Genomic DNA, 22,292 nt, shown 5'->3' on the forward strand with positions numbered 1-22,292 from the left:
TTTTTGGCTGGCAGGACTTCGGCTGCCAGAACCTGCCGGGGCGGGGCCAGGGGCGGCGCTTCAGGGGCGCAGCCAGTACGGCAGTTCGAAGGGTTTGCTCCGCGCCCACTCGAAATCGAAGTCCTGCCGGCCCGCTTTCAGGGCGGCGGGATCGCTGGTCGCCAGCGTGTACTCGTTTAAGCCCCGGCTTCCGAACGAGGAGAAATGCAGGTTCAGGCTGCCGACCGCCAGCATCGCGTCGTCCACCAGCGCGGCCTTGGTGTGCATGCCGCCCGCCGTGCCGGACCAGCGGACCTGCAGGTGGTCTTCGAGGCCCAGCGGCCTGAGCTGCGCCCACAGGCTGGACAGCAGCGAGAGAGGCTCGACCTGCAGCAGCGGGTCATAGTCCAGCACCAGCCGCACGCGCACGCCCCGGTCCCGGATCGCCCCGACGATGGCCTGCCACACCGGCAGTATCTCCTGCGGAAAGGGACAGCCTCCCGGCGCGGTCAGGCTCAGGCTGCACTGCATCGTCCCGCTGACTTGCGACTGCATCAGGTCGATGCTGGTCCCGGCGGCGGCAAACAGGGCGGGCAGCGCCGCGTCCTGCGTCTCGTAGCCGGCGCGGCGGTACAGGCCGTAGGCCCGCGAAGTCCCGGCAGGGCGGGGCGGGGCCGTGTAAAACAGCGGGTAGGGCTCGGCGGCGTCCACCAGCGCGCAGCCCCGGCGCAGCGCGGCGACGCTCACGTCCTGCCCGCACTGCAGCCGGCGGCTCAACAGCCACGAATCGCGGAAGGCGGCCACGGTGTGTCGGGCCACCGGCCCCCGCAGCGTCAGCAGCAGATCGGTCAGGTCCAGGCCGCCGGGGGTGCTGGCCGGCAGGTGAAAGAAACTGATATTGACCCCCCCCGCCGCCGTTTCCTGCCCGTCGATCACCAGCAGCTTGAGGTGGTTGTGGGGGTAGGCGTAGGTGTAGTTGGCCAGTTCCAGCGTGAAGCCCGGCACCGAATCGTTCGAGAGCGGCACCCCGGCCTCCAGCAGCTGCCGCGCGGCGCTGTAAACGCTGCTGCTGGGGTCCAGCAGGGCGTCCAGGCGCACGCTGTTGCCGAACATCAGCCGCACGGTCACGCCCTGCGGGTAGCGTTCGGGGTGCTGGGCCACCGACGCCCTCAACTGGGCGACGGCGTGGGCCAGCAGCACGCCGGGGGAGGTGGCCCCGTCGTCCCACAGCATGTTCGCCAGCAGAACCTCGTGCTTGGCGCCCTCGATCTGGCGGGCCATCACGGCAAAGCCGCCCATCGGGTCCGGCGCCTGGCCGCTCAGGCCCGAGTCGTCGTTGGGAAAGTGGGTCAGCCCCACAAAGGCGTTGCCGCAACTCAGGGCCGCCCCCTGACCGCGCAGGTGGTCGTACAGCACGCGGTCCAGCGGAGCCTGCGGTTCGGGGCAGTCGGGGTCCACCGGTCCCCCGGCCTCCGCGCGGCCCAGGCCGTCCAGCGCGGCCAGATCGGGGGGCGACAGCGGACCGCTCAGCAGGGTCAGCGGCGGCGCGTTCGGCGCCAGTTGAGAGGCCCCGACGCCCGCGCCCAGCGTCAGCAGCACCCCCAGCAGCGCCACCGCGCCGAAGACCCGTAGAAACAGCAGTGTGCCCATACCCATTCGTTCCAGCTTAGGCGGGGGGTCAGGGCAGTATCTGACCCACCCTTTAACACTCCTGATAGCTTGAACCGCATGACCGCCCCCGATTGTCAGGTCCACAGCGTCAACGTCGGCCAGCCCAGCGCCGTTCAGATCGGCCCGCGCCCGCACGTCAGCGGCATCGACAAGCGGCCACAGCCGGGGCGCGTGCTGGTCAGCGTGAATGGTCTGGCCGGGGACCACGTGGTGGACACCAGGAATCATGGCGGCCCCGATCAGGCTGTCTACCTCTACACCCGCGAGGATTACGCCCACTGGGAAGCCCTGCTGGGGCGCGCGCTGCCGCCCGGTTGCTTTGGCGAGAACCTGCTGGTCAGTGGCCTGGAATCCGCCGACATGCGCGTGGGGGACGTGCTGGACATCGGGGGGGTGGGCGGCGTGCGGCTGGAAGTCACCGCGCCGCGCATTCCCTGCGCCACGCTGGCGGCCCATGTCGGCGATCGGGATTTTGTCCGGCAGTTCGTGGCGGTGGCCCGCCCCGGTTTCTACACCCGCGTGCTGCGCGGCGGTGAGGTGGGGCCGGGCGACGCCGTGCGCCTCATCCCTGGTTCGGCGAACGCCCCCAGCATCGGCGACCTGTTTGCGCTGTGGTACGACGCGGCCCCCGATCCGGCACGGCTGGAGCAGTACCTGAATTTTCCGCTGGCCGTGCGCGTGCGCGCCAGGGTGCAGCGGCGACTGGCCGAGGCGCGTGGGGCGCTCAGTCCGTGAAGCGCAGCAGGTAGCCGTCCGGGTCCTGCACCAGAAATTCACGCTGCCGGTGTTCGGTCTCGCCCTCCAAGTACACCGTGGTGCCAAGCGGCACGAAAATGGGGTACTTCTCGGCCAGCAGGCGGTCATAGATCGCCCGCACGTCTGGCACCTGCATCTGGAAGTTGATGCCGCGTCCGTAGGGCGGTGTCAGCGGGCCAGTCATCCACGCCTTGTCATGGACCTGTTCCAGCATCCACTGAAGACGGCCTAGGCTCAGGTAGGCGAAACCGGGGCGGGTGTAGTTGAGGGTGAAGCCAAACAGCCGGGTGTAGACGTCCAGACTGCGGGCCAGATCGCTCACCATCAGCTCTGGCACCAGCGCCGCCCATTCCTCCACCGGGACGTGCGAAACGTTTTGATCGCTCATGGGGGCAGTCTAATGAAAGCGCCAGCGGGCGCTCCGGTGGTCGGCCCACTTGAGCTGTCAGGAATCAGGAACAAACGTAGGCTCTCGGGCGCTGCGCTCAGCTGTTCTCTACTCGGTGTACGGCAATTCCAGCGGGAAAATCCGCCCGGCCAGCGTCTCCAGCCCCTTGCGCCCGGCGCGGCCCTGGCAGGATTCGGTGGCGGTGCACAGGGTCACGTAGCGGCTGCGGCGGGCGGCCACCACCACGCGGTACAGCGCGGCCTCGCTGCGGCTGCGGGTGTAGTGGCACAGGTCGCAGTGCAGGGCGTTCTTGCCCTTGGGGTCCAGCGGGGTGAATTCGGCCAGCTGGTCGCCGTGGACCAGGGCCAGCCGTCCGTCGGCCACCGGGTACAGGCCCAAGGTGGGCTGGGCGTCGCCCTCGTGGGGGCCAAACAGTTCGCGGTGCGTTTCGGGAAAGAGTTCCCGCAACAGGTCGCGGACACTATGTTCCTGTGGGCGCGGGTCGTTCATTACCGCTTAGCTTACCTGCCCGGCCCGTTCAGGAACGTGGACACTGGCACAGGCGGCGGCGGCCTGTGGGCCTAGACTGCGGAGCGTGACGCGGCTCCAGGCGCCTGAAACAACGGCGCGAAAAAAATTCACCCGGAGACCGGCATGAAAAGCCGCAGCGTCAATCGCAGCGGCATCGTGATTCGCCGCCGGGTGCTGCCGTCCGGCGACATCATCGTGACGCTGCTGACCCCGCAGGGCAAGGTCAAGGCGATTGCTCGCGGCGGGGTGCGCGGGCCGCTGGCCAGCCGCCTGAATCTGTTTCATCACGTCGGGGTCCAGACCTACCAGACCCCCAACAACGACCTGGGCACCGTCAAGCAGGCGGTGCTGGAGGGCGCCCTGCCCACGCTGGCCGAGCCGGAGCGGCACGCCTTCGCGCACCTGATGGCCGAATTTGCCGACGCGCTGTTTCAGGAGGGAGAATTCAGCGAGCAGGCCTTCGAGCTGTTCGCGGCGGCCCTGCGCGGGGTGGCGCGGCAGCCGGATCCCGAATGGGTGGCGCTGGTGATGAGCTACAAACTGCTGGGACTGGCGGGCATCGTGCCGCAGACGGCCCGCTGCGCCCGCTGCGGCGCGGCGGACCCCGAACATCCGGACCCGCTGGGCGGCCAGATGCTGTGCGCGGCCTGCGCCAGCCTGAGCGCCTACCCGCCCCAGTCGCTGGACTTTCTGCGCGGAGTGGTGCGCCGCACGGTGCGGGCCAACATGGACGCCCCGGTGCCGCCCGCCGAACGCCCGGCCCTGTGGCGTGCGCTGGAACGCTTCGTGACCGTGCAGGTCGGCGGCGTCCACAGCTGGCGGCAGCTGGTGCCCAGCACGCCGGAAATGACCGCCGTGGAAACGGTGTCTTAAGGGCAGTCCCTGTGCCAGGCGCAGTCTGATTCTGCCTGCTTTCCGCCCGCGCCGTCTCGCCCACGCGGCCCCTCCCCCGTCACGAGGAATCCTTGTCGTCTGAGCCCTTCCACCCACTCCAGCAGGCCCTGGCCGATGCCCAGCAGCAGATCCGGGTGCTGTCTACCTTCGTCGCGCTGACACAGGCGGCCTCCCAGACCTCCGATCTGGAAACGCTGGCCCGGCACGCCCAGGAGGCCTTGCAGGCCAATCTCCCTGGGTTGCAGGCGGCCTTTTACCGGCGGGTGGGCGGGCGCTGGGTGGCGCAGGTGACGACGGCGGGCCTTCCGGAGGCGTTGCAGGCCGTTCTTCAACAAGGCCTGTCCCTGGAAACCCCGAGTTTCGTGCAGGCGGTCGACGCCGGGGAGCCGATCTTTTTCGATGACTGGAGCGCCAGGGAACAGCAGATTCCGCTTGCCGAGGGGTTCCGGAGCGTGGCGCTCGCCCCCTACTTCCGGGGCGGACAGCCCCACGCCATGCTCACGGTGGCGTTCGGCCGCGCCGAGGCCTGGACCGAACAGCGGCGGCAACTCTTTATCTCGGTCCATCAGGCCTTGCTCAGCGCCCAGCAGCGCGAGATCCAGTCGGATTTCGAGGAACGCGAGCTGGGACTGCAGGCCTTCGTGAAGCTGACCGAGGCCATCGGCGTGGGGACGGACCATCTGGAAGCAGCCCAGCGGGCCCATGACCTGCTGCTGGAGTTGCTGCCCGGCTGGTCTTTCGGCTATTACGAGTTGCAGGGCGATCTGTGGAAGGCGCTGCTGGCCGACGTGCCAGACCCCACGCTGCGCCAGTTGCTGTACGACGGTCTGCCGGCCGACACGCCGGGCTTCCAGGCGGCGGTGCAGGCGGGCGGCCCGGTGTTCTTCGACCACTGGAACGCCGCCGAACAGGGGTTCGCCCATACCGAGGCTTACGGCGTGGCGGCCTTTTACCCCTACCTGCGCCGGGGGCGGCCCGTCGCCATGTTCGTGATCGGCTCCCAGCACGAACGCGTTTGGAAGTCACAGGACCGGGGGGTGTTCGAGGCCGTGGGCCGCAGCCTGGAACTGGCGCTGGAGCGGTCCTGGGCCGCCGCCGAACTGGAGCACAGTTACCGCCTGCTGCAGCGCAGCAATCTGGAACTCAAGGCCGCCAACCAGGAGCTGGAAGCCTTCGCGTACAGCGCCTCACACGACTTGCGGACCCCGGTGCGGCACGTCAAGGGCTTTACCGAACTGATCCGCCGCGCCCTGAATGGCGGCCACCCCGAGAAGGCCGCGCGGCCCCTGGAAGTGCTGGACGAGGCCGCCGATCAGATGACCCGCATGATCGACGCCATGCTGGACCTGTCGCGCAGCACCCGCCAGCCGCTGCTGCGCCAGGACGTCGCGCTGGGCCAGCTGGTGCAGGACGCCCGCCAGGACGTGCTTGACGAGCTGGAAGGCCGCCAGATCGAGTGGCGGCTGGGCGCGCTGCCCACCGTGCGGGGGGACCGCGCCACGCTGCGGCAGGTCATGACCAACCTGCTGAGCAACGCGGTCAAATTCACCCGCCGCCGCGAACACCCGGTCATCGAGGTCTGGACCGACGAGGACGAGGCCGGCTGGACGGTCTCGGTCCGGGACAACGGTGCGGGCTTCGATCCGGCGTATCAGGCCAAGCTGTTCGGTCCCTTTCAGCGCCTGCACCTGCAAAAAGACTTCGAGGGCACCGGGATCGGGCTGGCCACCGTACGGCGCATCATCCTGCGCCACGGGGGGCGCGTCGCCGCCAGCAGTGCGCCGGGGCAGGGGGCCACCTTCAGCTTCACCCTGCCGCGGGAAGTGCATGGGGAGCCGGAAGAGGATCCGCTGGCCCTGGGCGGCTAGTCCTCTCCCCCGCCCGCTGCCGCGATGGCCCCCAGCAGCGCCACCGGAGCCGTTTCCGCCCGCAGAATGCGCGGCCCCAGCGTGACCGCGTGTGCGCCGCGTCCGGTGAGTTCGGCCACCTCGGCGTCGGTCAGGCCGCCCTCCGGGCCGGTCAGCACGGTTACGGGCGCGCCCCAGTCCAGCAGGGCCATGATCCGGCTCGCCGATCCCGGCTGGGCCACGAACAACTGCCCCTCCCAGCGGAAATCGGCCAGGGACAGGGGAGCGCGCACTTCGGGCACCACCGCGCGGCGCGACTGTTTGCTGGCCTCCTCGGCCACCCGCTGCAACCGCAGCAGCTTCTGTGCCCCGATGTCACGGGCGTCGGCGCGGGCGGTGACCAGCAACTGCACCCGCGCCACGCCCAGCTCGGTGGCGGCGCGCACCACGTCCGAGAGCTTGTCGCCCTTCAGGAGTGCCGCCGCCAGCGTCAGGGGAAACGGGGTTTCCGCCGCGCCGCCCAGCGCCTCGCCCAGGGTCAGGACGGCGCGGCCAGCGTCGAGTTCGGCGATCCAGGCTTCCGCTTCCGCACCCTGCCCGTCGAACACGCGCAGCGCGTCGCCCACCCGCAGCCGCAGGACGTGCAGATGACGGGCCTCACGCGGGCCGAGGTCCATGCGGGGTGTCAGGGCCGTCACCCGGATGCGCGGGGCGGTCATGCGTTCGGTAACGTGGCCGTGACCAGCGCCCACTCGCCGTCCTCGCGCACGGTGACGGCCCCGAAGCCTTCACGGTCCAGGGCGGCGCGAACGAGGTCCAGCTTGCTCGTCAGGATGCCGGTCAGGATCAGCGGGGAGCCGGGGCGCAGCGCGGCGGCGTACTCGCCGGCCAGCAGATCGTGCAACTCGGCATAGAGGTTGGCGACCAGCACGTCGAACACCTCGTCGGATTCGTCATCCAGGCCCAGGCTGCCTTCCGCGAAGGTCACGCGGCCTGTCGGCACGCCGTTGATGTCCGCGTTCTCGGTGGCGATGGGAATGGTCAGCGGATCGATGTCCAGCCCGGTGGCGTGGTCCGCGCCCAGCAGCGCCGCCGCGATGGCGAGGACGCCGCTGCCGGTGCCCACGTCCAGCACCCGTGTGCCACTCAGGTCCAGGGCCGACAGCGCCTCCACCGCCATGCGCGTGGTGGCGTGGTGGCCGGTCCCGAAGGCCATGCCCGGCTCGATGATCAGGGGCACCTGTCCGTCTTCCACCTCATGGCGCAGCCACGGCGGCACGATGGTCACACGGCCCGCATGGACTGGCCGCAGCGTGGCCTTGAACTGGGCCTGCCAGTCCTGCTCGGCCTCGTCGCGCCACTCGCCGTCCGCGATATCAGCGTCCAGTTCTGCGCGGGCGTCGAAGTAGGCGCGGATCAGCCCGGCGCGTTCTTCCAGGCCCGTCGCCCCCGCTTCCCACAGCAGGTCCAGATGCGCCTCGCGCGTTTCAAAGGTTCCAGGCAGGTGGTAGACCAGCATAGAGAGGAGTTTAAAGGTCTGAACGTCAAAAGGACGAAATGCGGAGGGCAATTCGGAAGGAGGGAAGCCAAACTACGACGCCAGAGCCAACCACACCCCGGCTCTCGTCCACCAAACCAGGTGGGATGTAGACGCCCGCACCGCCCCACAAGGCCCCGCCCCTATACTGCCGCGCATGGAACTTGCCATTGTCGGCGTCGGAAAACTGGGCCTGGCCCTGCTGGAGGGGGTGACAGCGCGCGGCGGCATCGCGCCCGCGCAGATCGGTCTGATCGACGCGAACACCGCCCGCGTGCAGGACATCGCCGCGCGCACCGGGGCGCGGGTCATCGCCCCGGCGGACCTGGGACAGGCCCAGCGCATCCTGATCAGCCTGCAACCGCGCGTGTTTCCCGAGACCAGCGAGTGGCTGGCGCAGGAAAACGCCGGGTACATCAGCACCATGGCCGGGGTCAGTGTGGCGAGCCTGGCGCGGCGGCTGGGCACGCAGCGGGTGGTGCGCGTGATGCCCAATCTGGCCGCCACCATCGGGCTGTCGCAGACCGCCATCACCGGGCCGCGCGAGGCCGCCGATGCGGGCGACTTGGCCTTCGCGCACCACCTGTTCGGGGCGGTGGGCGACGCCTATGACCTGCCCGAACACCTGTTCAACGCCTTTACCGGCATGAGCGCCTCTGGCCCGGCCTACGCCGCCGTGGTGGCCGAGGCGCTGGCCGACGGCGGCGTCCGCATGGGCCTGCCACGCGTGCTGGCCAACGAACTGGCGGCCAAACTGCTGGTGGCCAGCGGCGAACTGCTGCAACGCCGCGCCCACCCCGGCATGCTCAAGGACGAGGTGGCCTCGCCCGGCGGCACCACCATCGCCGGACTGGCGGCGCTGGAAGCGGCGGGCGTGCGCGGCGGCCTGATGCACGCGGTGATCGAGGCCACCCGGCGCGGCACCGAACTGGGACTGGACCAGGAATAGCCTGAAGACGCGAACAGCCTTTCTCCAGCGTCAGAACGCCGTGAAGGTCCGCGCTCTAGGCTGGCCCGGCCATGTCCGCTGACCAGAATCCTGCCCGCGCCCGTCTTCGCCTCTTGCCTGCGCTGCTGTTGGGCAGTCTGGCGTGGGCCGCCGCGCAGGGCGGGGCCTACCCCAACTATTACCCGCACGCCTCCGGCATTCACTGGACCTACAGCAACGGCGAGACGCAGGTGGTGGGCCCCGCCGTGACGCACCGGGGCGTGCGGGTGGTGCCGGTCAGCCACCAGTTCGGGGGTCAGACGTTCACGCAGGACCTGCTGGAGTACCGCCCCGACGGCAGCGTGTGGCTGCGCGGCGTTAACGTGGGCGGACGGTTGAGCTGGTACGCTGCGCCCCTCAACGTCTACCCGCCCGCGCCGCTCGTGCCCGGCCAGCGCTGGAGCAGCGGCAGTGGCGCCCTGAAAGCCAACAGCGCCGTGACGGGCGTGGCCGCCGTTGACGCGGCGGGCCGCAAATACAACGCCCTGAGAATCCGCACCGAGACCACTCTGGACGGGCAGGTCAGCGTGCGGACCGTGTATTTCGTGCCCGGTCTGGGCGTGGTGCGCCACGAGACGGCGGACGGCAGCCGGGCGGAGCTGCTGCGCTAGCGCCCTGACCACCCCGCCTGCGTTCCGTCGTCGCCGCGTGACGGGGGCGACCTCCCGCGCCGGCCCGCACGCCTGACGCAGCGGGAATGCGATACTTCCGGCATGGACGTTCTCGCGCTGTACCGTCAGGCCGGGGCCTACCACGAGGGGCATTTTCTGCTCGCCAGTGGCCGCCACAGCCCCAAATTCCTGCAAAGCACCACTGTGCTGCAATACCCGCACCTGACCGGCCAGATCGCCGCCGCGATGGCCCAGAAACTCATGGACGCGGGCGTGCAGGCCAGCCTGCTGATCGGTCCCGCGATGGGCGGCGTGGTGCTGGCCTACGAGGTGGCGCGGCATTACGGCGGCGACGACGTCCGAGCCATTTTTGCCGAGAAGGACGGGCAGGGCGGCATGAAGATCCGGGAGGCGTTCACGGTGGCGCCGGGTGAGCCGTTCATCGCCGTGGAGGACGTGCTGACCACCGGGGGCAGCGTCCTGAAAGCCGTGCGCGCCGCCGAGGCCGCCGGGGGCAAATGCGCGGCCATCGCCTGCATCGTGGACCGCCGCGCCGTGGACGGCCCGCTGGACGGCCATCCGCTGGTGTCGCTGACCCGGCTGGTCTTCGACACCTACCCGCCGGACGAGGTGCCGGACTGGCTGGCCGAGCTACCGCTGCAGGAGATCTGAAGCGGACTCCGAGTCAATCGTTTGCCCCTCGGGGAAGTGCCGATTGCCAACTCCATGCCCCGAACCCGCTCCTCTCCTTCTCTATCGCTTTGCAAGCCCGCTCGGACTGAGTCACTTCGTCAAGGATTCAATCGGAGTCCGCCTGGGTCGAACACACGGGTCATAAACTTCACCGTTCCCTGGACAGCGCCGACAGCCCAAAAGGGGATGCTGTCCAGAAAGGGCGGCAGGCCCAGCGTTCTCAGCCCCATAATGACCCCGGATGCGCCGCCCTTCCCTTCCCCCCATTCCGGCGCTGCTGCTGTCCATGCTGAGCATTCAGGCGGGCGCGGCCTACGCCAAAACGCTGTTCCCGCTGATCGGCCCGCTGGGCACCACCGGGCTGCGCGTGGGGCTGGCCGCCGGCATCCTGATGGTGATTTTCCGGCCCAACCTGCGCCTGCTGACACGGCGCGACTGGCAGGCTGTGATTCCCTACGGCGCGGTGCTGGGCCTGATGAACCTGACGTATTACCTGTCGCTGGAGCGGCTGCCGCTGGCGATTGCCGTGACGCTGGAATTCCTGGGGCCTTTGTTGCTGGCGGCGGCGCTGTCGCGGCGGGCGCTGGACTTCCTGTGGGTGGCGCTGGCCGGGGCGGGCATCTGGCTGATCTCACCGCACGGCACCGCAGGCGCGCTCGATCCCATCGGCGTGGCGCTGGCGCTGGTGGCGGGAGCGTTCTGGGCCGCCTACATCCTGCTGGGCGGCGCGGTGGGGCGGCGGCTGCCCGGCACGACGGGCGTGGCGGTGGGGATGCTGGTGGCCGCCGCCGTGTGCGTGCCGTTCGGGGTGGCGCAGGCGGGCACAGCGCTGCTGGCTCCGGGCGTGCTGCTGACCGGCCTGGGCGTGGCCGCGCTGTCCAGCGCCCTGCCCTACAGCCTGGAGATGCGCGCCCTGCGGCTGGTGCCCCCACGCGTCTTCGGCGTGATGATGAGCGTCGAGCCCGCGATGGGCGCCGTGTGCGGCCTGCTGTTTCTGGGCGAGGCGCTGCTGGGCCTGCAATGGCTCGCGATTGCCTGCGTGATTCTGGCCAGCGCGGGCATCAACCTGACCACGCCGCGCCCGGTGCCCGTGGTGGAGCCGGTGAACTAGCCCATACGGACTGCCGTTGGTAACGCGGCAGAAATCGGGACAGCGCCGATGTCCACACTCCACGTCCGGAACCCCTCTTTCTCCTGCTCGGATGTCCAGATGTTTTCAACACCTTTCCATCGGAGTCCGTATCAGGTGGGTTTGCGGGCCACGAACAACACCCGCGTGAAGGCGTAGAACACCCGCTCGCCGGGAAAGGCGTCCGTCAATTTCTGGAGGTACGCCGCCTCAAACCGCCGCCCGGTCTCTGTATCCAGCCGCGAGAGGTACGGCACCAGCGCCGTGCCGCGCGTCCAGTCCAGCAGGCCCGCCGCGCCGTCCAGCACCACCGGGTAGACCCGGCTGAGGGCCGTGATGTCCGTGGCCCCCAGCGCGTCCAGCGTCTCGGCGTAGGCGGCGGGCGTCAAGACCGGCGAGGCTCCATGCGCCGGGCCGAAGCGCGTGAAGCCGCCCAGTTCAGCGCGGAAGTCATCCGCCGTTGCCGACAGCAGGCGGTGCGAGGCGTGATCATGGTTGGCGGGCACCTGCACCGCCAGCACGCCGCCGGGGCGCAGGCGCGGCCACAGGCGGGCCAGCAACGTGGGGTGATCGGGCAGCCACTGCAGCGCCGCGTTGGAATACATCAGATCGTAGGTGCCGTCCAGTTCGAGGATAGTTCCCCCCTCGAAGCGCAGGTTGGGGGCACTGTGTTCCCGCGCCCGCGCCAGCATCTCCGGGCTGCTGTCCAGGCCCAGCACCCGCGCCGCCGGAAAACGGGCGGCCAGCGCGGCGGCCTGCTCGCCCGTCCCGCAGCCCAGATCGACGATCTCGCGGTAAGGCCCGTCCGGCAGCATCGCCTGAAGATCGCGGGCGGGGGCGCTGCGGGCCTCTTTGAAACGGTGGTACTGATCCGGGTTCCAGGTCATAGCACGAGCTTAAGGGTAGAGGATTTCAGAGTGTGCGTACCCTGGTGGTAACAGCCGGGACTCTCCCCTGTCAGTCTCCTGGGACGATGCGAATGCTCTAGACTCCGCAGCAATGTTGGCAATTATCGGCGCGATGGACGAAGAAATCGAGTTGTTGCTGGGTGATCTGCAGGGGCGTCAGGAGCTGGCCTACCCCGGCGCCACGCTGTACCGGGGACAGCTGGACGGCACGGACATCCTGCTCACGCGCGGCGGCATCGGCAAGGTGAACGCGGCCCTGACCACCGCGCATCTGCTGGCGGCGGGGGCCACGCGCCTCATCTTTACCGGGGTGGCCGGGGGCGTGCACCCTGACCTGCGGGTGGGCGACATCGTGGTCAGCACCGATTGCGTGCAGCACGACGTGGACGTGACCGCGCTGGGGTACGCGCTGGGCACTGTGCCGGGGGAAGCGCCCGCCTGGGCCGCCGACAAGACGTTGCGGGCGGCGGCCGTGGCAGCAGCAGGTGAGGTGTCCGGGGTGCGCGTGATCGAGGGCCGGGTTGCCAGTGGGGATCAGTTCATCGCCTCGCCGGAGGGGGTGCGGCGGCTGCAAACGGTCTTCGACGCCGCCTGCGCCGAGATGGAGGGGGCCGCCGTCGCGCAGGTGTGCGCCAAGGCGAGCGTGCCCTTCGTGATCATCCGCAGCGTCAGCGATACGGCGGACGGCAGCGCGGGCGTGGACTACCGAGAGTTCATGCCGCAGGTGGCCCGCCACGCCAAGGCCGTGGTGCGCGGCATGCTGGCCCGCCTGAGCCCCGCCGCTGATGACGACACCTGAACCCTCCACCACGGCCCGCCTCTCGGCCCCGGTGCGCTTCGTGCTGGGCCTGGGCGTGCTGGTGGGCTTTTCCGCCGCCGGACAGGCGCTGGTGACTGTGACCGGGCTGCCGCTGCCGGGCTCGGTGGTGGGGCTGGCGCTGCTGTGGGCGGCGCTGGGGCTGAAAATCGTGCGCCTGCACTGGATCGCGGACGCCGCCGACGGGCTACTGGGCATCCTGGGCCTGCTGTTCGTCCCGGCCACGGTGGGCTTTATCGGCTACCTGTCCGCCGGGGCCGAGTGGGGGCTGTGGCTGCTGGTGATGACGGCGGGCCTGCTGCTGGGCGGCGGCGTAGCCGGGGTGCTGGCCTCGCGGCTGGCGCGGCCTGAGCCGCCGCCCACTGAGGCTTAGCGTGGCCTGGATCGCCCTGACCCTGATCGCCTTCGCGCTGGGTGTGGTGTTGCAGGCGCGGGTGCGCTCGCCGCTGGCGAACCCCACGCTGGTCGCCACCCTGATCGTTGCGGCGGTGCTGTTGGTGGGCGGCATTCCGCATGCGGACTATTTGAAGGAAGTCCAGCCGCTGACCGCGCTGCTGGCCCCGGCCATCGTGGCGCTGGCGGTGCCGATGTATCGCCTGCGGGCGCTGCTGGCGCGGCAGTGGCGCTCGCTGGTGATCGGCGGCCTGAGCGGCACGCTGGTAGGGGTGGGGGCCGACGTGCTGTTCTCGCGCGTGCTGGGGCTGGGGGACGAGGCCCGGCGCTCGCTGCTGACCGCCCCTGCCACCAGCCCGGTGGCCTTGCAACTGGCGCAGTTCACGGGCGCGCCGCCCGCGCTGGCCGCCACGTTGGCGGTGCTCTCGGGGCTGGTGGGGGCGCTGATCCTGCCCGGCTTTCTGACCCTGATCGGCGTGCGGCACCCGCTGGCGCGGGGGCTGGCCATTGGCGCGGTGTCGCACGGCGTCGGCACCGCCCGCGCCCGCGAGGAAGGGGAGGCCACCGGGGCGGCCAGTTCGATTGGCATGGGACTGGCCGCCTTGCTGGTGACGCTGGTGGTGGCGGGCGTGGGCCGGGGCTAGGGGCTGAAGACTGGACGGCGAAGAGGGCCTCAAAATCGTCGAGGAGGGTGGGCGCATCCTCTCCAGCCGCCCACCTGCAACCGCTGGCCCAGACGCACCGCTGCCGATTCCTGCCCGATCTGGGCTGACCAGAACGCATCATCCGGCTGGGGGGAAAGGGAGACAGCCTGAACAGGGCCGCCGTGGTTCTCTGCGTCGAGAATCTGATCGCAGCTCACTCCCAGCCGCCCGATTGTCACGCCCCACGCCCTGCTTCTTGATGCCCCTCCAGCCAGACATGTTTCCCACAGCGCGCAGTTCGCCGATGCATACGCTCAGCAGCTTCAGGTCAGAGAATCGGGCAGACCGCCATACTATTGACAAACGAGAAGCACCCGGACGAGCGTTGTCCGGATGCTTCTTTCGCCCAGCGACTAGCGGACGGGATCGCCCTGGCGCGGGCGCACCGGATCGGCCAGGACAGTATCCGGGTGTTCCATCACGCCGAAGCGCGGCAGAATCCAGCGATCCAGGCCCCACCAGCCGGCCACGCGCCAGCCCAACACCAGCCACGTCGCCAGAATGAACAGCAGCGGGTTGCTGCTGACCGTGCCCGCCAGCAGGAAGTTGGCGTTCAGGAAGCCGCCGAAGAAGGCCGCGATGCCCGTGAACAACCCCAGAATCAGCGCGATGCCCACCAGCAGTTCGCCGTAGGCCACCATGTACGAGAATACAGTCGCATTGGGCAGGGCCACGTTCTCCACGAACCACGCGTACCAGCCGGCCACGTCGGGGTGGTCGCCGCCCGACTTGGCGACTGCGCCGTTCAGAAAGCCGCTGACGGCCACGCCAGCCTTCTCGCCCACCCAGACCCCGGCGGGGTTGGTGATCTTGCCCCAGCCCGCGCTGAGCCATTCGTAGCCCACGTACAGACGCAGGATCAACCACAGCGGAGCCAGACGAGGATCGGCGAACAGCACGCGCGAGATGGCGGGTTCTCTGAGGGTGGCGGGTGTGGCGGTGGGGGGAAGGGTGGTCATGGTGGGCCTCCTGAGCAGGGCGGAAGGGGAAGGCCTCGCTCCTGCTGCGTCCGTAGCCTGTGCCCGGCGCATTACAGCGGCATTACCTGAAGAGAGGCAGGTTGACTCCCCACGCCCCAGCCCCGATGCTGGGAAGTCTTATGGCCCGCACCGTCAACCCCATTCAGGACCGCGCCCGCCGCTCGGCGCTGGAACAGGCCGCGTACCTGGCGCTGTACGAGCGCGGCTACGCGGGGGTGACGCTGGCCAACATCGCCGAGCACGCCGGGGTCAGCCGGGGCACGCTGGTGTACCACTTCGGCAGCCGGGCCGGGCTGCTCGCGGCGGTGATGCGGCGGTTCACGCGCACCATCACAGTGGCGACGCGCCGCGCGCTGCGGCTGGCCGAGACTCCCGACGCCAAACTGCGTGCCTTCGTCGAGAACCAGTTCTACGGCGTCCAGAACACCCGGCGCTTCTACACGGTGTCGCTGGATTTCCTGGCGGCGGCCACCCGCGATCCCGAACTGATGGCCGTGCAGCGTGACTTTCTCAAACAGACGCTGGAACTGGATCTGGAACTCGCGCGGCTGGCCGGAGAGGACGGCGCGCCGACGCGGGCGCGGCAACTGCGGGCGCTGGTGGAGGGCCTCAGCGTGCGCTTTCTGGCCGACGCGCATCCCGATCTGGCCGCCTACCGCGCCGACTGCCTGGGCGGCCTGCGGGCCATTCTGGGCTGGGATTATACGGACTCCGATTGAATCCTTTGCAAAACGATGAAATCCGAGCGAGAGGAATAGCGTCCTCATGGGCGTCTGTTCATGACGATAGCGAGCAGGAGAAAGACTAGTTCCGGGCGTGGAGTTTGCAAATCGGCGCTGTCCCGATTTGTAAACGAAACAGACGGAATCCGTCTTAGGCCGTCCGGGCGGTGGCCGCACCTGCGCGGCGCGAGGGGGCCAGATTCAGCGTTCCTAACGCCGCCGCAAGTTGCCGTGCCCCTTCCAGCAGGCGGGGGCCTGGGCGGCCCAATCCACTTTCGGGCACCGCGATCACCGGCACGCCCAGGCCGCGCGCCTCGATCACCTCGGGGCGCAATTTCTTCGCGCCACACCACGAGCACACGATCAGATCAGGTTGGGCCTCGCGCACCTCGTCCAGCGTCAGGGGGGAGCTGCGGCCGGGCCGCGTTTCCAGGGCGTTGACTGCGCCCAGTCCGGCCAGCAGTTCCGTGACCCACGACTCGCGCGTGGCGGCGATGATCGGGCGGGGCCACCACTCCACCAGCACGCGCGGGGGGCGGGGGTACGTGGCGCGCAGGCGGGTCAGGTCAGCTTCCAGCTGCGCGGCCACCGCCTCGCCCTTCTGCTCCAGGCCCAGGGTCTGGCCGATCAGCCGAATGTCGGCCAGCGTGTCGGCCACCGTGACCGGATCAAGGATCAGGGTGGGCAGGCCCCGCTCGTGCAGCCCGTCCACAACACGCTCCATACCCGGCACGCTCAGGCTCGCCAGCACCAGATCGGGCCGGGCGTGCGCCACGGCGTCCAGATCGATGTCGAGGTCGGGCCCCACCCGCACGGCGGCCTCCAGGCCCGGCGCGTCACTGTGCGAGTCGGCGGCCACCACCCAGTCCGCGACGCCCAGCGCCGCCAGAATGTCCGAATTGCTGGACACCAGCGAGGCCAGCCGGAGGGGGAAAACGGTGCGGGAATCCATGCTGGACAGTGTAGCGGCGTGGGCGCTCCCCAAGCGCTCAGGATGGTGGATTGCACAAGGTTCGCCGCGTGCAGCGCGGTCAAAAGGCCCCTGACCGTGTGGTAACCTCTGGGTCATGAAGAACACGTTCGCCGTCACCATCACGCTGCTGCTGGCCCTGACGCTGGCCGGCTCGTTTGCCGGGTACAAGATCGCCACCACCGAGCACGAGGAGCCCACCAAGGAGACCGCGCAGGTGCTGCCCGAGTCCGCACCCAGCGCCAACGTGGCGGCCACCGGCGCGGCGGGCGCACCCGGCGCGCAGGGCGACGTGAAGCCGGATCAGGCCGGCGGCACCACCAGCGGCCCCGAGGGCGCGGTGGCCCGGCCCGGCGGCGAGATGAGCGGCGGCGGCGCGCCGGAAGGGGACGCGGGGCAGGCCACCGCCGGAACCCCCACCGATCCCGACACGGCCAGCAACGAGCAGGCGGCCACCGGCAACCCGCCTGCGGCGACGGCGGTGGCCGCCGAGACCCAGGGCGACGCCTCGGCAGGCCAGGAACTGTACGCGGGCAACTGCGCGGGCTGCCACGGCGCGGACGGTGGCGGCGGCGTCGGCCCCAGCCTGAAGCTGGCCGACGGCCCCAAGTCGTGGACGGAACAGCAGTTCCACACCGTGCTGCGCGAGGGCAAGCTGCCCGACGGCAAGGAGCTGAACAGCATCATGCCGCGCTTCGCCGACAGCCAGCTCACCGACGCGGACATCGCCAACATCTTCGCCTACGTCAAGACGTTCTGAGCCGCCAACGCCCTTTCTCTGGCCTGCCCGCGCGGCAGGCTTTTTTTGGGCCGGGCCAGCAGATTGAGCCTCACTCAAGACCGGGCGTCACCCGGCGGGAACCCTCTCACGCCAGGAAGCGTAGTTTACGGATATGGCTCCCCTCAACATTCCCTTTCTGAACAAGGATTCCAAGCTGCCCGGCGGCATGACCCACCCCACCTGGATCGTGCTGGACGTGACCGGCCCGTATCCCGAGCGCAACCCCAGCAACCCGATTGCCGCCCTGCTGAGCCGCACCGAGACGCTGGAGGCGCTGGAAGCCCGCATTGAAAAGCTGAGCGACGCCGAGTGGCTGCACGGCGTGCTGGTCAAAATCTCGGAGTTCACGGCCTCCCCCGCCGCCGCGCACGCCATCCGGGGCATGCTGGGCCGCCTGTCGCAGCGCAAACGCGTGGTGGCGTTCCTGCCGCAGCTGACCATGACCGCGCTGATCGCCGCCAGCGGCGCGGGAGAAATTGCCGCTCCCGAATCGGCGGACGTGCTGCTGGGCGGCTTTGGCCTGGAGCAGACCTACCTGGGCGAGTTCCTCAAGAAGCACGGCATCGAGTTCGAGAACCTGAGAATCCGCGAGTACAAGGCCGCGCTGACCCGCTTCTCGCAGGATCACATGGACGACGCCAACCGCGAGCAGCTTCAGGCGTACATCGACGGGCTGGAAGCCGCCTGGGCCGATGATCTGGCGGCGGCGCGCGGCGTGGAGCGCGAGGTGGCACAGACCTGGCTGACCGGTGACCTGACCAGCGCGCAGGGGGCACTGGAGGCAGGATTGATTACCAAAGTGGCCTACGAGGACGAACTCGTCGGCCCCGGCACCCGCCCACTGGCCGCCGTGATCGATCTGCTGATGCCGCGCAAATTCGGCAGTCCCAAGGCCGGCAAGGTGGCGGTGGTTCCGGTGATCGGCACCATCGTGACCGGCAAGAGCCGCAACAACGCGCTGCCCCTGCCGTTGCTGGGCGGCCCGATGGCCGGTTCGGACACGGTGGTGGCGGCCCTCAAGCGCGCCAAGGAGGATAAGGATACCCGCGCCATCGTGCTGTACGTCAACAGCGGCGGCGGCTCGGCCCTGGCCTCGGATCTGATGTGGCGGGAGGTGTCCACCAGCGAGAAGCCCGTCGTGGTGGTCATGGGCGAGTACGCGGCCAGCGGCGGGTACTACGTCGCCACGCACGCGAAGCACATCGTCGCCTCGCCGTACACCCTGACCGGCAGCATCGGCGTGGTCAGCGGCAAGCCGATCTTGCAGGCATTCAACGCCCGCCAGGGCCTCAACCCCGAGCGGGTGGGCCGCGACCGCGCGCTGATGTACAGTTCCAGCCGCCCCTACAGCGACGAGGAACGCCAGCACGTCGAGCGCGGCATTCTGGAAGTGTATGACCGATTCACCTCGCGCGTGGCCGAGGGCCGCCGACTGAGCAAGGCGCAGGTCAACGACCTGGGGCGCGGGCGCATCTGGAGCGGCCACGACGCTCTGGAACGCGGACTGGTGGACGAACTGGGCGACCTGCGAACCGGCATCGAGCGCGCCTGCGAATTCGCCGGGCTGCCCTACGACGCGCCCGTGTACACCGCCACGCCCAAGAACGCCGGACCTCTCCCCGAGTTCGTGCAGGAGGCGGGCCGAGCGGCGCAGGTGAACGTCTGGCCCTTTGGCCGCGAGCGGGTGCTGACGTGGTTCGACCAGGAAGTCAAGGTCCGCTGAGGTCCAGCGTCTGAACCGAAAAGCCCCTCACCGACTATGGTTGAGGGGCTTTTCCCTGGCTGGACTGAAGAATCAGCCCTTCAGCACCGCCTGGATTTCCTTGTAGAGGGCGCGGCTCTCCTCGACTGTCTCACCGTAGCCGCGCATCATGAAGCGGGTGGCCTCCTTGCCCCGGCCCAGGGCGCGCAGCTGTTCGAGCAGGTCATTGATGTGGTTGCGAGCCTTTTCCATCTGCGGATCGCGCGGCGGCTCCGGGGGCAGCGCGGCGGCCGACGGCGCGGTGGGCAGCGGAGTGACATCCTCCAGATCGCTGGTGTTGGGGCCGTCCTCGGCGTCGTACTCGACCCAGGGAATCTCCCCGGCGGGGGCCACGCCGAAGGTGCGCACGGCGTCGGCCAGGGCGGCCCACTTGGCGTCGTTCAGACTGTGGCCGCCGGACAGGCCCTCGCGCGTCACCCCCAGCAGGGTCAGGCGGGCGCGGACCACCGGCGGCTGCACGCTGTCGCAGGCCCACTCCAGGCTCCAGTGCGGGTCGGCGGCTTCCAGGTGCAGGGCCAGTTGATCGGGGTCCGGAACGGGCATCACGCGCGCCTGGTCGCCCCGCACTTCCAGGGTGGCCCAGGCGCTCATGCTGGCGCGAAGGGCCTCGCGCACGCGGTCAAATTCAGGCATGTCTGGAAGTCTAAGGGGCAGAGAGGCCAAAAGTCTAAGGGGAGGTTTGGCGTTTATTGACGGCGCGAAACCGCCGGCTCTCCCCTACTTTCCCGGCGTCAGCGTCAGCGTCTTCACCGCGCCCCAGTCCTTCTCGTCGGTGCTCATCGGCAGGTATTCCCCGGCGATCCACAGGGGCTGCTGATCGCTGACATGCGCCCCCAGCGGGTTGCCCCCCTGGCCCAGGCTGCCGATATACACGCTCTTGTTGGGGTCACTCAGGTCGATGATCTGGCGGTAGCTGGGGCCGTGCGTCTGGTTGAAGGTGCCCTGTTCGGGGCGAGCGACGTTCACGGTGTTGGTGCCGCCGTTGGTGGGCGCACTGTGGTTGAACAGCCACGCCAGCGCCTTAACGTTGCCGAACGCGCGGTGGTTGCTGGCGACGTGGTGCAGCTTGCCATACGTCCACGCCGAGGGATCAGTTCCCAGACGGGCGCTCAGGTCATCCACCGCCGTCTTGAGGGAAGCGGTGAGGGTGGCCGCGCAGTTCTGAATCTTCGCGGCCTCGTCGCGGCACAGTTCGCCGTCGGCCTGAAGCTGCTTTAAGACGCTCAGGCTGTTCAGGGTGGTGCCGTTGCCCAGCTCATCCTGGGCCATCTTCTGCAACCCCATCAGCCACGCCTCGAAGATGGTGGGGGCCACAGCGTCGATGCGCTCGTTGCCGTCCCAGCCGCGCAGCAGTTCCAGCGCCTGACGGCTCAGGTCCCCGTCCGGCTGGGTGGCGAGCAGGGCGTCCTTCATGTCCTGCCACACCAGACTGACGGTATCGAGCTGTACGGCCTTCACGTCCTGCACGGTCAGGCCGTCCGGTTTGGCGGTCAGCAGCTCGGTGATGCGCGCGGCGCGGTACGGCTCGGCCCAGTTGCGCTCGTTGCCCAGGTTGTAGGCGTAGCTGTCGGGCACCACCTTGTTGTTGGCGGTGACCACCAGCCCGTCGGCGGGGTTGTAGGTGTGGGGCAGGCCCCCGAAAGGAATGTAACCGGTCCACTCGCGGCTGCCGTCGCCGCTGACGGGCAGGCTGCCGTCCCAGCCGTCGCGGATCGGCACGCGGCCCGGCGAGTAGTAGCCGGTGTTGCCGTCCACGTCGGCGTAGACGAAGTTCTGGCTGGGGGCCACGTAGCGGGTCAGCGCCGTCTTGAAATCCTCCCAGTTCTGCGCGTAGTTCAGGCCCATGAAGGCGTCCATCGTGGTGTCGCCGGGTTGCAGCGCCGTCCACTTGAGGGCAACCCTTGGCCCCACGTCGGATGCGCCCGCGTCGCTGACCACCGGGCCATGTTTGCTGGTGCGGACGGTCAGCGTGACGTCTTCGCCGCCCTTGACCCTGATGGTTTCCTGGCGCTGGGTGAAGCTGGCGTCGGCGGGTTCGATGTATAAATCCTGCACGTCGGGGTTGGTGTTGGTCACGCCCCAGGCCACCCGCTCGTTGCGCCCGATCACGATGGCGGGCAGGCCCGGAATGCTGGCCCCGATGGCCTTCAGCGTCGGCCCCTGGATGTCGGCCAGATACCACAGCATCGGGCTGGTCAGGGCCAGATGGGGATCGTCGGCCAGGATCGGCTTGCCGCTGGCGGTGCGGCTGCCGCCGATCACCCAGTCGTTGCTGCCCTTGCCGGGAACCGCCTGCAAGCCCAGTTCGCGGGCGGCATTCAGGTGCGCTCGCAGGGCATTTAGGGCCGAGTCAGTCAGCGTGGCCGTGTTTTCTTGGCCGTCTGGCCTGACGCCCGTTTTCGCCAGCTCGTCGCCGCTGAGGATGGTGGGGCCGTCCGCCGGGTAGGGGGCCGTCACTTCATCCAGACCCTGCTGGCCCAGGCGCTGCATGACGCGGGTGTTCAGCACCTCGTCGTCCATGTTGCCGCCCAGGTCATAGGCCATCAGCTTGCTCCACGAGACGCTATCGACTTCCTGCCAGGGTTCGGGCGTGTAGCCCAGGATGCGGAACTCGGGGGCCACCTTGCCCCGCGCCATCGCGGCGTTCACGCCCGCCGTGTAGGCCCTGACCAGGCTGCGCGAGCGCTCGGAGAGGGCGGGCAGCACCGATTCGGCGGCCCCCTGAAAGCCCCAGGTCCGCAGGAATTTGTCCTGGGCCAGCGCGGGTTCGCCCAGCACTTCAGAGAGGCGGCCCGCCACCACGCGGCGCTGGAAGTCCATCTGCCACGCGCGGTCCTGCCAGTGAACGTAGCCCAGCGCGTACACGGCGTCCTCGTCGGAAGCGGCGCGAATGTGCGGCACGCCCCACTGGTCACGGGTCACCGTGGCCGGCCCACTCAGGCCACCCAGGGTCACGGCCCCACTCGTCTGAGGCGTGGAGGTGGCCCTGGCCCAGATCACCACGCCCAGCACCGCCGCCAGCACGATCAACACGAGCCACAGCAACCCCCGCCCTATTCCCGCCACCGCATGTCCCACCGATCCACGTCGCGCCATTGGTCCTCCCTTCAGAACTGAATTCTTGGATTGAGTGCAATTTGATGACCCGCAGCATAGCGGCTGCCGGGGCGGTGAAGGCTGAATGGCCGTCCTGGGCCAGTCCAGGCCGCCCATCTGACGCCAGTGGGCAGA

General features: G+C 69.3%; 23 protein-coding genes. 13 read left to right on the forward strand and 10 right to left on the reverse strand.

The window, feature by feature from the left end:
* Positions 1-60: 60 nt before the first annotated feature.
* Complete coding sequence (locus tag FHR04_RS04350) at positions 61-1,635, reverse strand: phospholipase D-like domain-containing protein (RefSeq protein WP_249038980.1); 1,575 nt, start codon at positions 1,633-1,635, stop codon at positions 61-63.
* Positions 1,636-1,707: 72 nt separating this feature from the next.
* Between FHR04_RS04350 and FHR04_RS04355 the strand changes: the two genes are divergently transcribed.
* A complete protein-coding gene (locus FHR04_RS04355) occupies positions 1,708-2,385 on the forward strand; it encodes an MOSC domain-containing protein (protein WP_139401107.1) in 678 nt (225 codons plus the stop codon).
* Here the strand turns inward: FHR04_RS04355 and FHR04_RS04360 are convergent.
* Together FHR04_RS04360 and FHR04_RS04365 are read right to left on the reverse strand one after the other, a co-directional pair.
* Positions 2,375-2,794, reverse strand: coding sequence for a bleomycin resistance protein (locus tag FHR04_RS04360; RefSeq protein WP_183944770.1), 420 nt, complete (start codon positions 2,792-2,794; stop codon positions 2,375-2,377). The genes FHR04_RS04355 and FHR04_RS04360 overlap by 11 nt on opposite strands.
* Before the next feature lie 108 nt (positions 2,795-2,902).
* Positions 2,903-3,304 carry a hypothetical protein gene (locus FHR04_RS04365; protein ID WP_039684525.1) on the reverse strand — a complete coding sequence of 134 codons (402 nt, stop codon included), beginning with the start codon at positions 3,302-3,304 and terminating at the stop codon, positions 2,903-2,905.
* 144 nt (positions 3,305-3,448) lie between these two features.
* Between FHR04_RS04365 and recO the strand changes: the two genes are divergently transcribed.
* Both recO and FHR04_RS04375 read left to right on the forward strand, forming a co-directional pair.
* The gene (gene recO, locus FHR04_RS04370) at positions 3,449-4,198 is read left to right on the forward strand and encodes a DNA repair protein RecO (RefSeq protein ID WP_139401109.1); all 750 of its coding nucleotides are present in this window, start codon (positions 3,449-3,451) and stop codon (positions 4,196-4,198) included.
* Positions 4,199-4,290: 92 nt separating this feature from the next.
* Positions 4,291-6,087, forward strand: a complete 1,797-nt coding sequence (locus tag FHR04_RS04375) for a sensor histidine kinase (RefSeq protein WP_139401111.1) — start codon at positions 4,291-4,293, stop codon at positions 6,085-6,087.
* Here the strand turns inward: FHR04_RS04375 and FHR04_RS04380 are convergent.
* Together FHR04_RS04380 and FHR04_RS04385 are read right to left on the reverse strand one after the other, a co-directional pair.
* Positions 6,084-6,785: a 16S rRNA (uracil(1498)-N(3))-methyltransferase gene (locus FHR04_RS04380; RefSeq protein WP_139401113.1), complete on the reverse strand. Its 702-nt coding sequence runs from the start codon at positions 6,783-6,785 to the stop codon at positions 6,084-6,086. The genes FHR04_RS04375 and FHR04_RS04380 overlap by 4 nt on opposite strands.
* Complete coding sequence (locus FHR04_RS04385) at positions 6,782-7,585, reverse strand: 50S ribosomal protein L11 methyltransferase (protein WP_139401115.1); 804 nt, start codon at positions 7,583-7,585, stop codon at positions 6,782-6,784. The genes FHR04_RS04380 and FHR04_RS04385 overlap by 4 nt, the downstream gene beginning before the upstream one ends.
* Positions 7,586-7,760: 175 nt before the next feature.
* Between FHR04_RS04385 and proC the strand changes: the two genes are divergently transcribed.
* The 4 genes from proC to FHR04_RS04405 all read left to right on the forward strand — a co-directional run bounded on the left by proC (position 7,761) and on the right by FHR04_RS04405 (position 11,006).
* Positions 7,761-8,552 carry a pyrroline-5-carboxylate reductase gene (gene proC / locus FHR04_RS04390; RefSeq protein ID WP_039684531.1) on the forward strand — a complete coding sequence of 264 codons (792 nt, stop codon included), beginning with the start codon at positions 7,761-7,763 and terminating at the stop codon, positions 8,550-8,552.
* A 71-nt stretch (positions 8,553-8,623) separates the two neighbouring features.
* Positions 8,624-9,202 carry a hypothetical protein gene (locus FHR04_RS04395; protein ID WP_249038981.1) on the forward strand — a complete coding sequence of 193 codons (579 nt, stop codon included), beginning with the start codon at positions 8,624-8,626 and terminating at the stop codon, positions 9,200-9,202.
* A 102-nt stretch (positions 9,203-9,304) separates the two neighbouring features.
* Positions 9,305-9,874: an orotate phosphoribosyltransferase gene (pyrE, locus tag FHR04_RS04400; protein ID WP_039684535.1), complete on the forward strand. Its 570-nt coding sequence runs from the start codon at positions 9,305-9,307 to the stop codon at positions 9,872-9,874.
* A 262-nt stretch (positions 9,875-10,136) separates the two neighbouring features.
* Positions 10,137-11,006, forward strand: coding sequence for an EamA family transporter (locus FHR04_RS04405; RefSeq protein WP_249038982.1), 870 nt, complete (start codon positions 10,137-10,139; stop codon positions 11,004-11,006).
* Positions 11,007-11,137: 131 nt separating this feature from the next.
* On the opposite strand, the gene FHR04_RS04410 is transcribed toward FHR04_RS04405, so the two are convergent.
* Positions 11,138-11,911 carry a methyltransferase domain-containing protein gene (locus FHR04_RS04410; RefSeq protein ID WP_139401117.1) on the reverse strand — a complete coding sequence of 258 codons (774 nt, stop codon included), beginning with the start codon at positions 11,909-11,911 and terminating at the stop codon, positions 11,138-11,140.
* 112 nt (positions 11,912-12,023) lie between these two features.
* Between FHR04_RS04410 and FHR04_RS04415 the strand changes: the two genes are divergently transcribed.
* Genes FHR04_RS04415 through FHR04_RS04425 form a run of 3 tightly spaced genes read left to right on the forward strand, consistent with a single transcriptional unit; the run spans position 12,024 to position 13,786 of the window.
* Positions 12,024-12,731 carry a 5'-methylthioadenosine/adenosylhomocysteine nucleosidase gene (locus FHR04_RS04415; RefSeq protein ID WP_139401119.1) on the forward strand — a complete coding sequence of 236 codons (708 nt, stop codon included), beginning with the start codon at positions 12,024-12,026 and terminating at the stop codon, positions 12,729-12,731.
* Positions 12,718-13,122 carry a CidA/LrgA family protein gene (locus tag FHR04_RS04420; RefSeq protein WP_139401121.1) on the forward strand — a complete coding sequence of 135 codons (405 nt, stop codon included), beginning with the start codon at positions 12,718-12,720 and terminating at the stop codon, positions 13,120-13,122. Before FHR04_RS04415 ends, FHR04_RS04420 begins: the two co-directional genes overlap by 14 nt.
* Position 13,123: 1 nt before the next feature.
* A complete protein-coding gene (locus FHR04_RS04425; protein WP_139401123.1) occupies positions 13,124-13,786 on the forward strand; it encodes an LrgB family protein in 663 nt (220 codons plus the stop codon).
* A gap of 413 nt (positions 13,787-14,199) precedes the next feature.
* Here the strand turns inward: FHR04_RS04425 and FHR04_RS04430 are convergent, their stop codons facing one another.
* Positions 14,200-14,805, reverse strand: a complete 606-nt coding sequence (locus FHR04_RS04430) for a DoxX family protein (RefSeq protein WP_139401125.1) — start codon at positions 14,803-14,805, stop codon at positions 14,200-14,202.
* Positions 14,806-14,945: 140 nt separating this feature from the next.
* Between FHR04_RS04430 and FHR04_RS04435 the strand changes: the two genes are divergently transcribed.
* Complete coding sequence (locus FHR04_RS04435) at positions 14,946-15,545, forward strand: TetR/AcrR family transcriptional regulator (protein ID WP_039684548.1); 600 nt, start codon at positions 14,946-14,948, stop codon at positions 15,543-15,545.
* Positions 15,546-15,699: 154 nt separating this feature from the next.
* On the opposite strand, the gene FHR04_RS04440 is transcribed toward FHR04_RS04435, so the two are convergent.
* On the reverse strand, positions 15,700-16,500 hold the full coding sequence (locus tag FHR04_RS04440; RefSeq protein ID WP_139401127.1) for a helical backbone metal receptor: 801 nt from the start codon (positions 16,498-16,500) through the stop codon (positions 15,700-15,702).
* Positions 16,501-16,615: 115 nt separating this feature from the next.
* Here FHR04_RS04440 and FHR04_RS04445 point away from each other — a divergent pair, with 115 nt between their 5' ends.
* Together FHR04_RS04445 and FHR04_RS04450 are read left to right on the forward strand one after the other, a co-directional pair.
* Positions 16,616-17,278, forward strand: coding sequence for a c-type cytochrome (locus FHR04_RS04445; RefSeq protein ID WP_139401129.1), 663 nt, complete (start codon positions 16,616-16,618; stop codon positions 17,276-17,278).
* 133 nt (positions 17,279-17,411) lie between these two features.
* Positions 17,412-19,022 carry a S49 family peptidase gene (locus FHR04_RS04450; RefSeq protein WP_139401131.1) on the forward strand — a complete coding sequence of 537 codons (1,611 nt, stop codon included), beginning with the start codon at positions 17,412-17,414 and terminating at the stop codon, positions 19,020-19,022.
* 72 nt (positions 19,023-19,094) lie between these two features.
* Here FHR04_RS04450 and FHR04_RS04455 read toward each other — a convergent pair whose 3' ends face one another.
* Positions 19,095-19,694 (reverse strand): single-stranded DNA-binding protein, encoded by a 600-nt coding sequence (locus FHR04_RS04455; RefSeq protein WP_139401133.1) that lies wholly within the window; start codon positions 19,692-19,694, stop codon positions 19,095-19,097.
* Positions 19,695-19,778: 84 nt separating this feature from the next.
* The gene (locus FHR04_RS04460; RefSeq protein ID WP_139401135.1) at positions 19,779-22,157 is read right to left on the reverse strand and encodes a penicillin acylase family protein; all 2,379 of its coding nucleotides are present in this window, start codon (positions 22,155-22,157) and stop codon (positions 19,779-19,781) included.
* Between the last annotated feature and the right edge of the window lie 135 nt (positions 22,158-22,292).

Origin of the sequence: Deinococcus radiopugnans ATCC 19172 (assembly GCF_006335125.1) — a bacterium.
In the GTDB taxonomy this organism is placed as follows: Bacteria; Deinococcota; Deinococci; order Deinococcales; family Deinococcaceae; genus Deinococcus; species Deinococcus radiopugnans.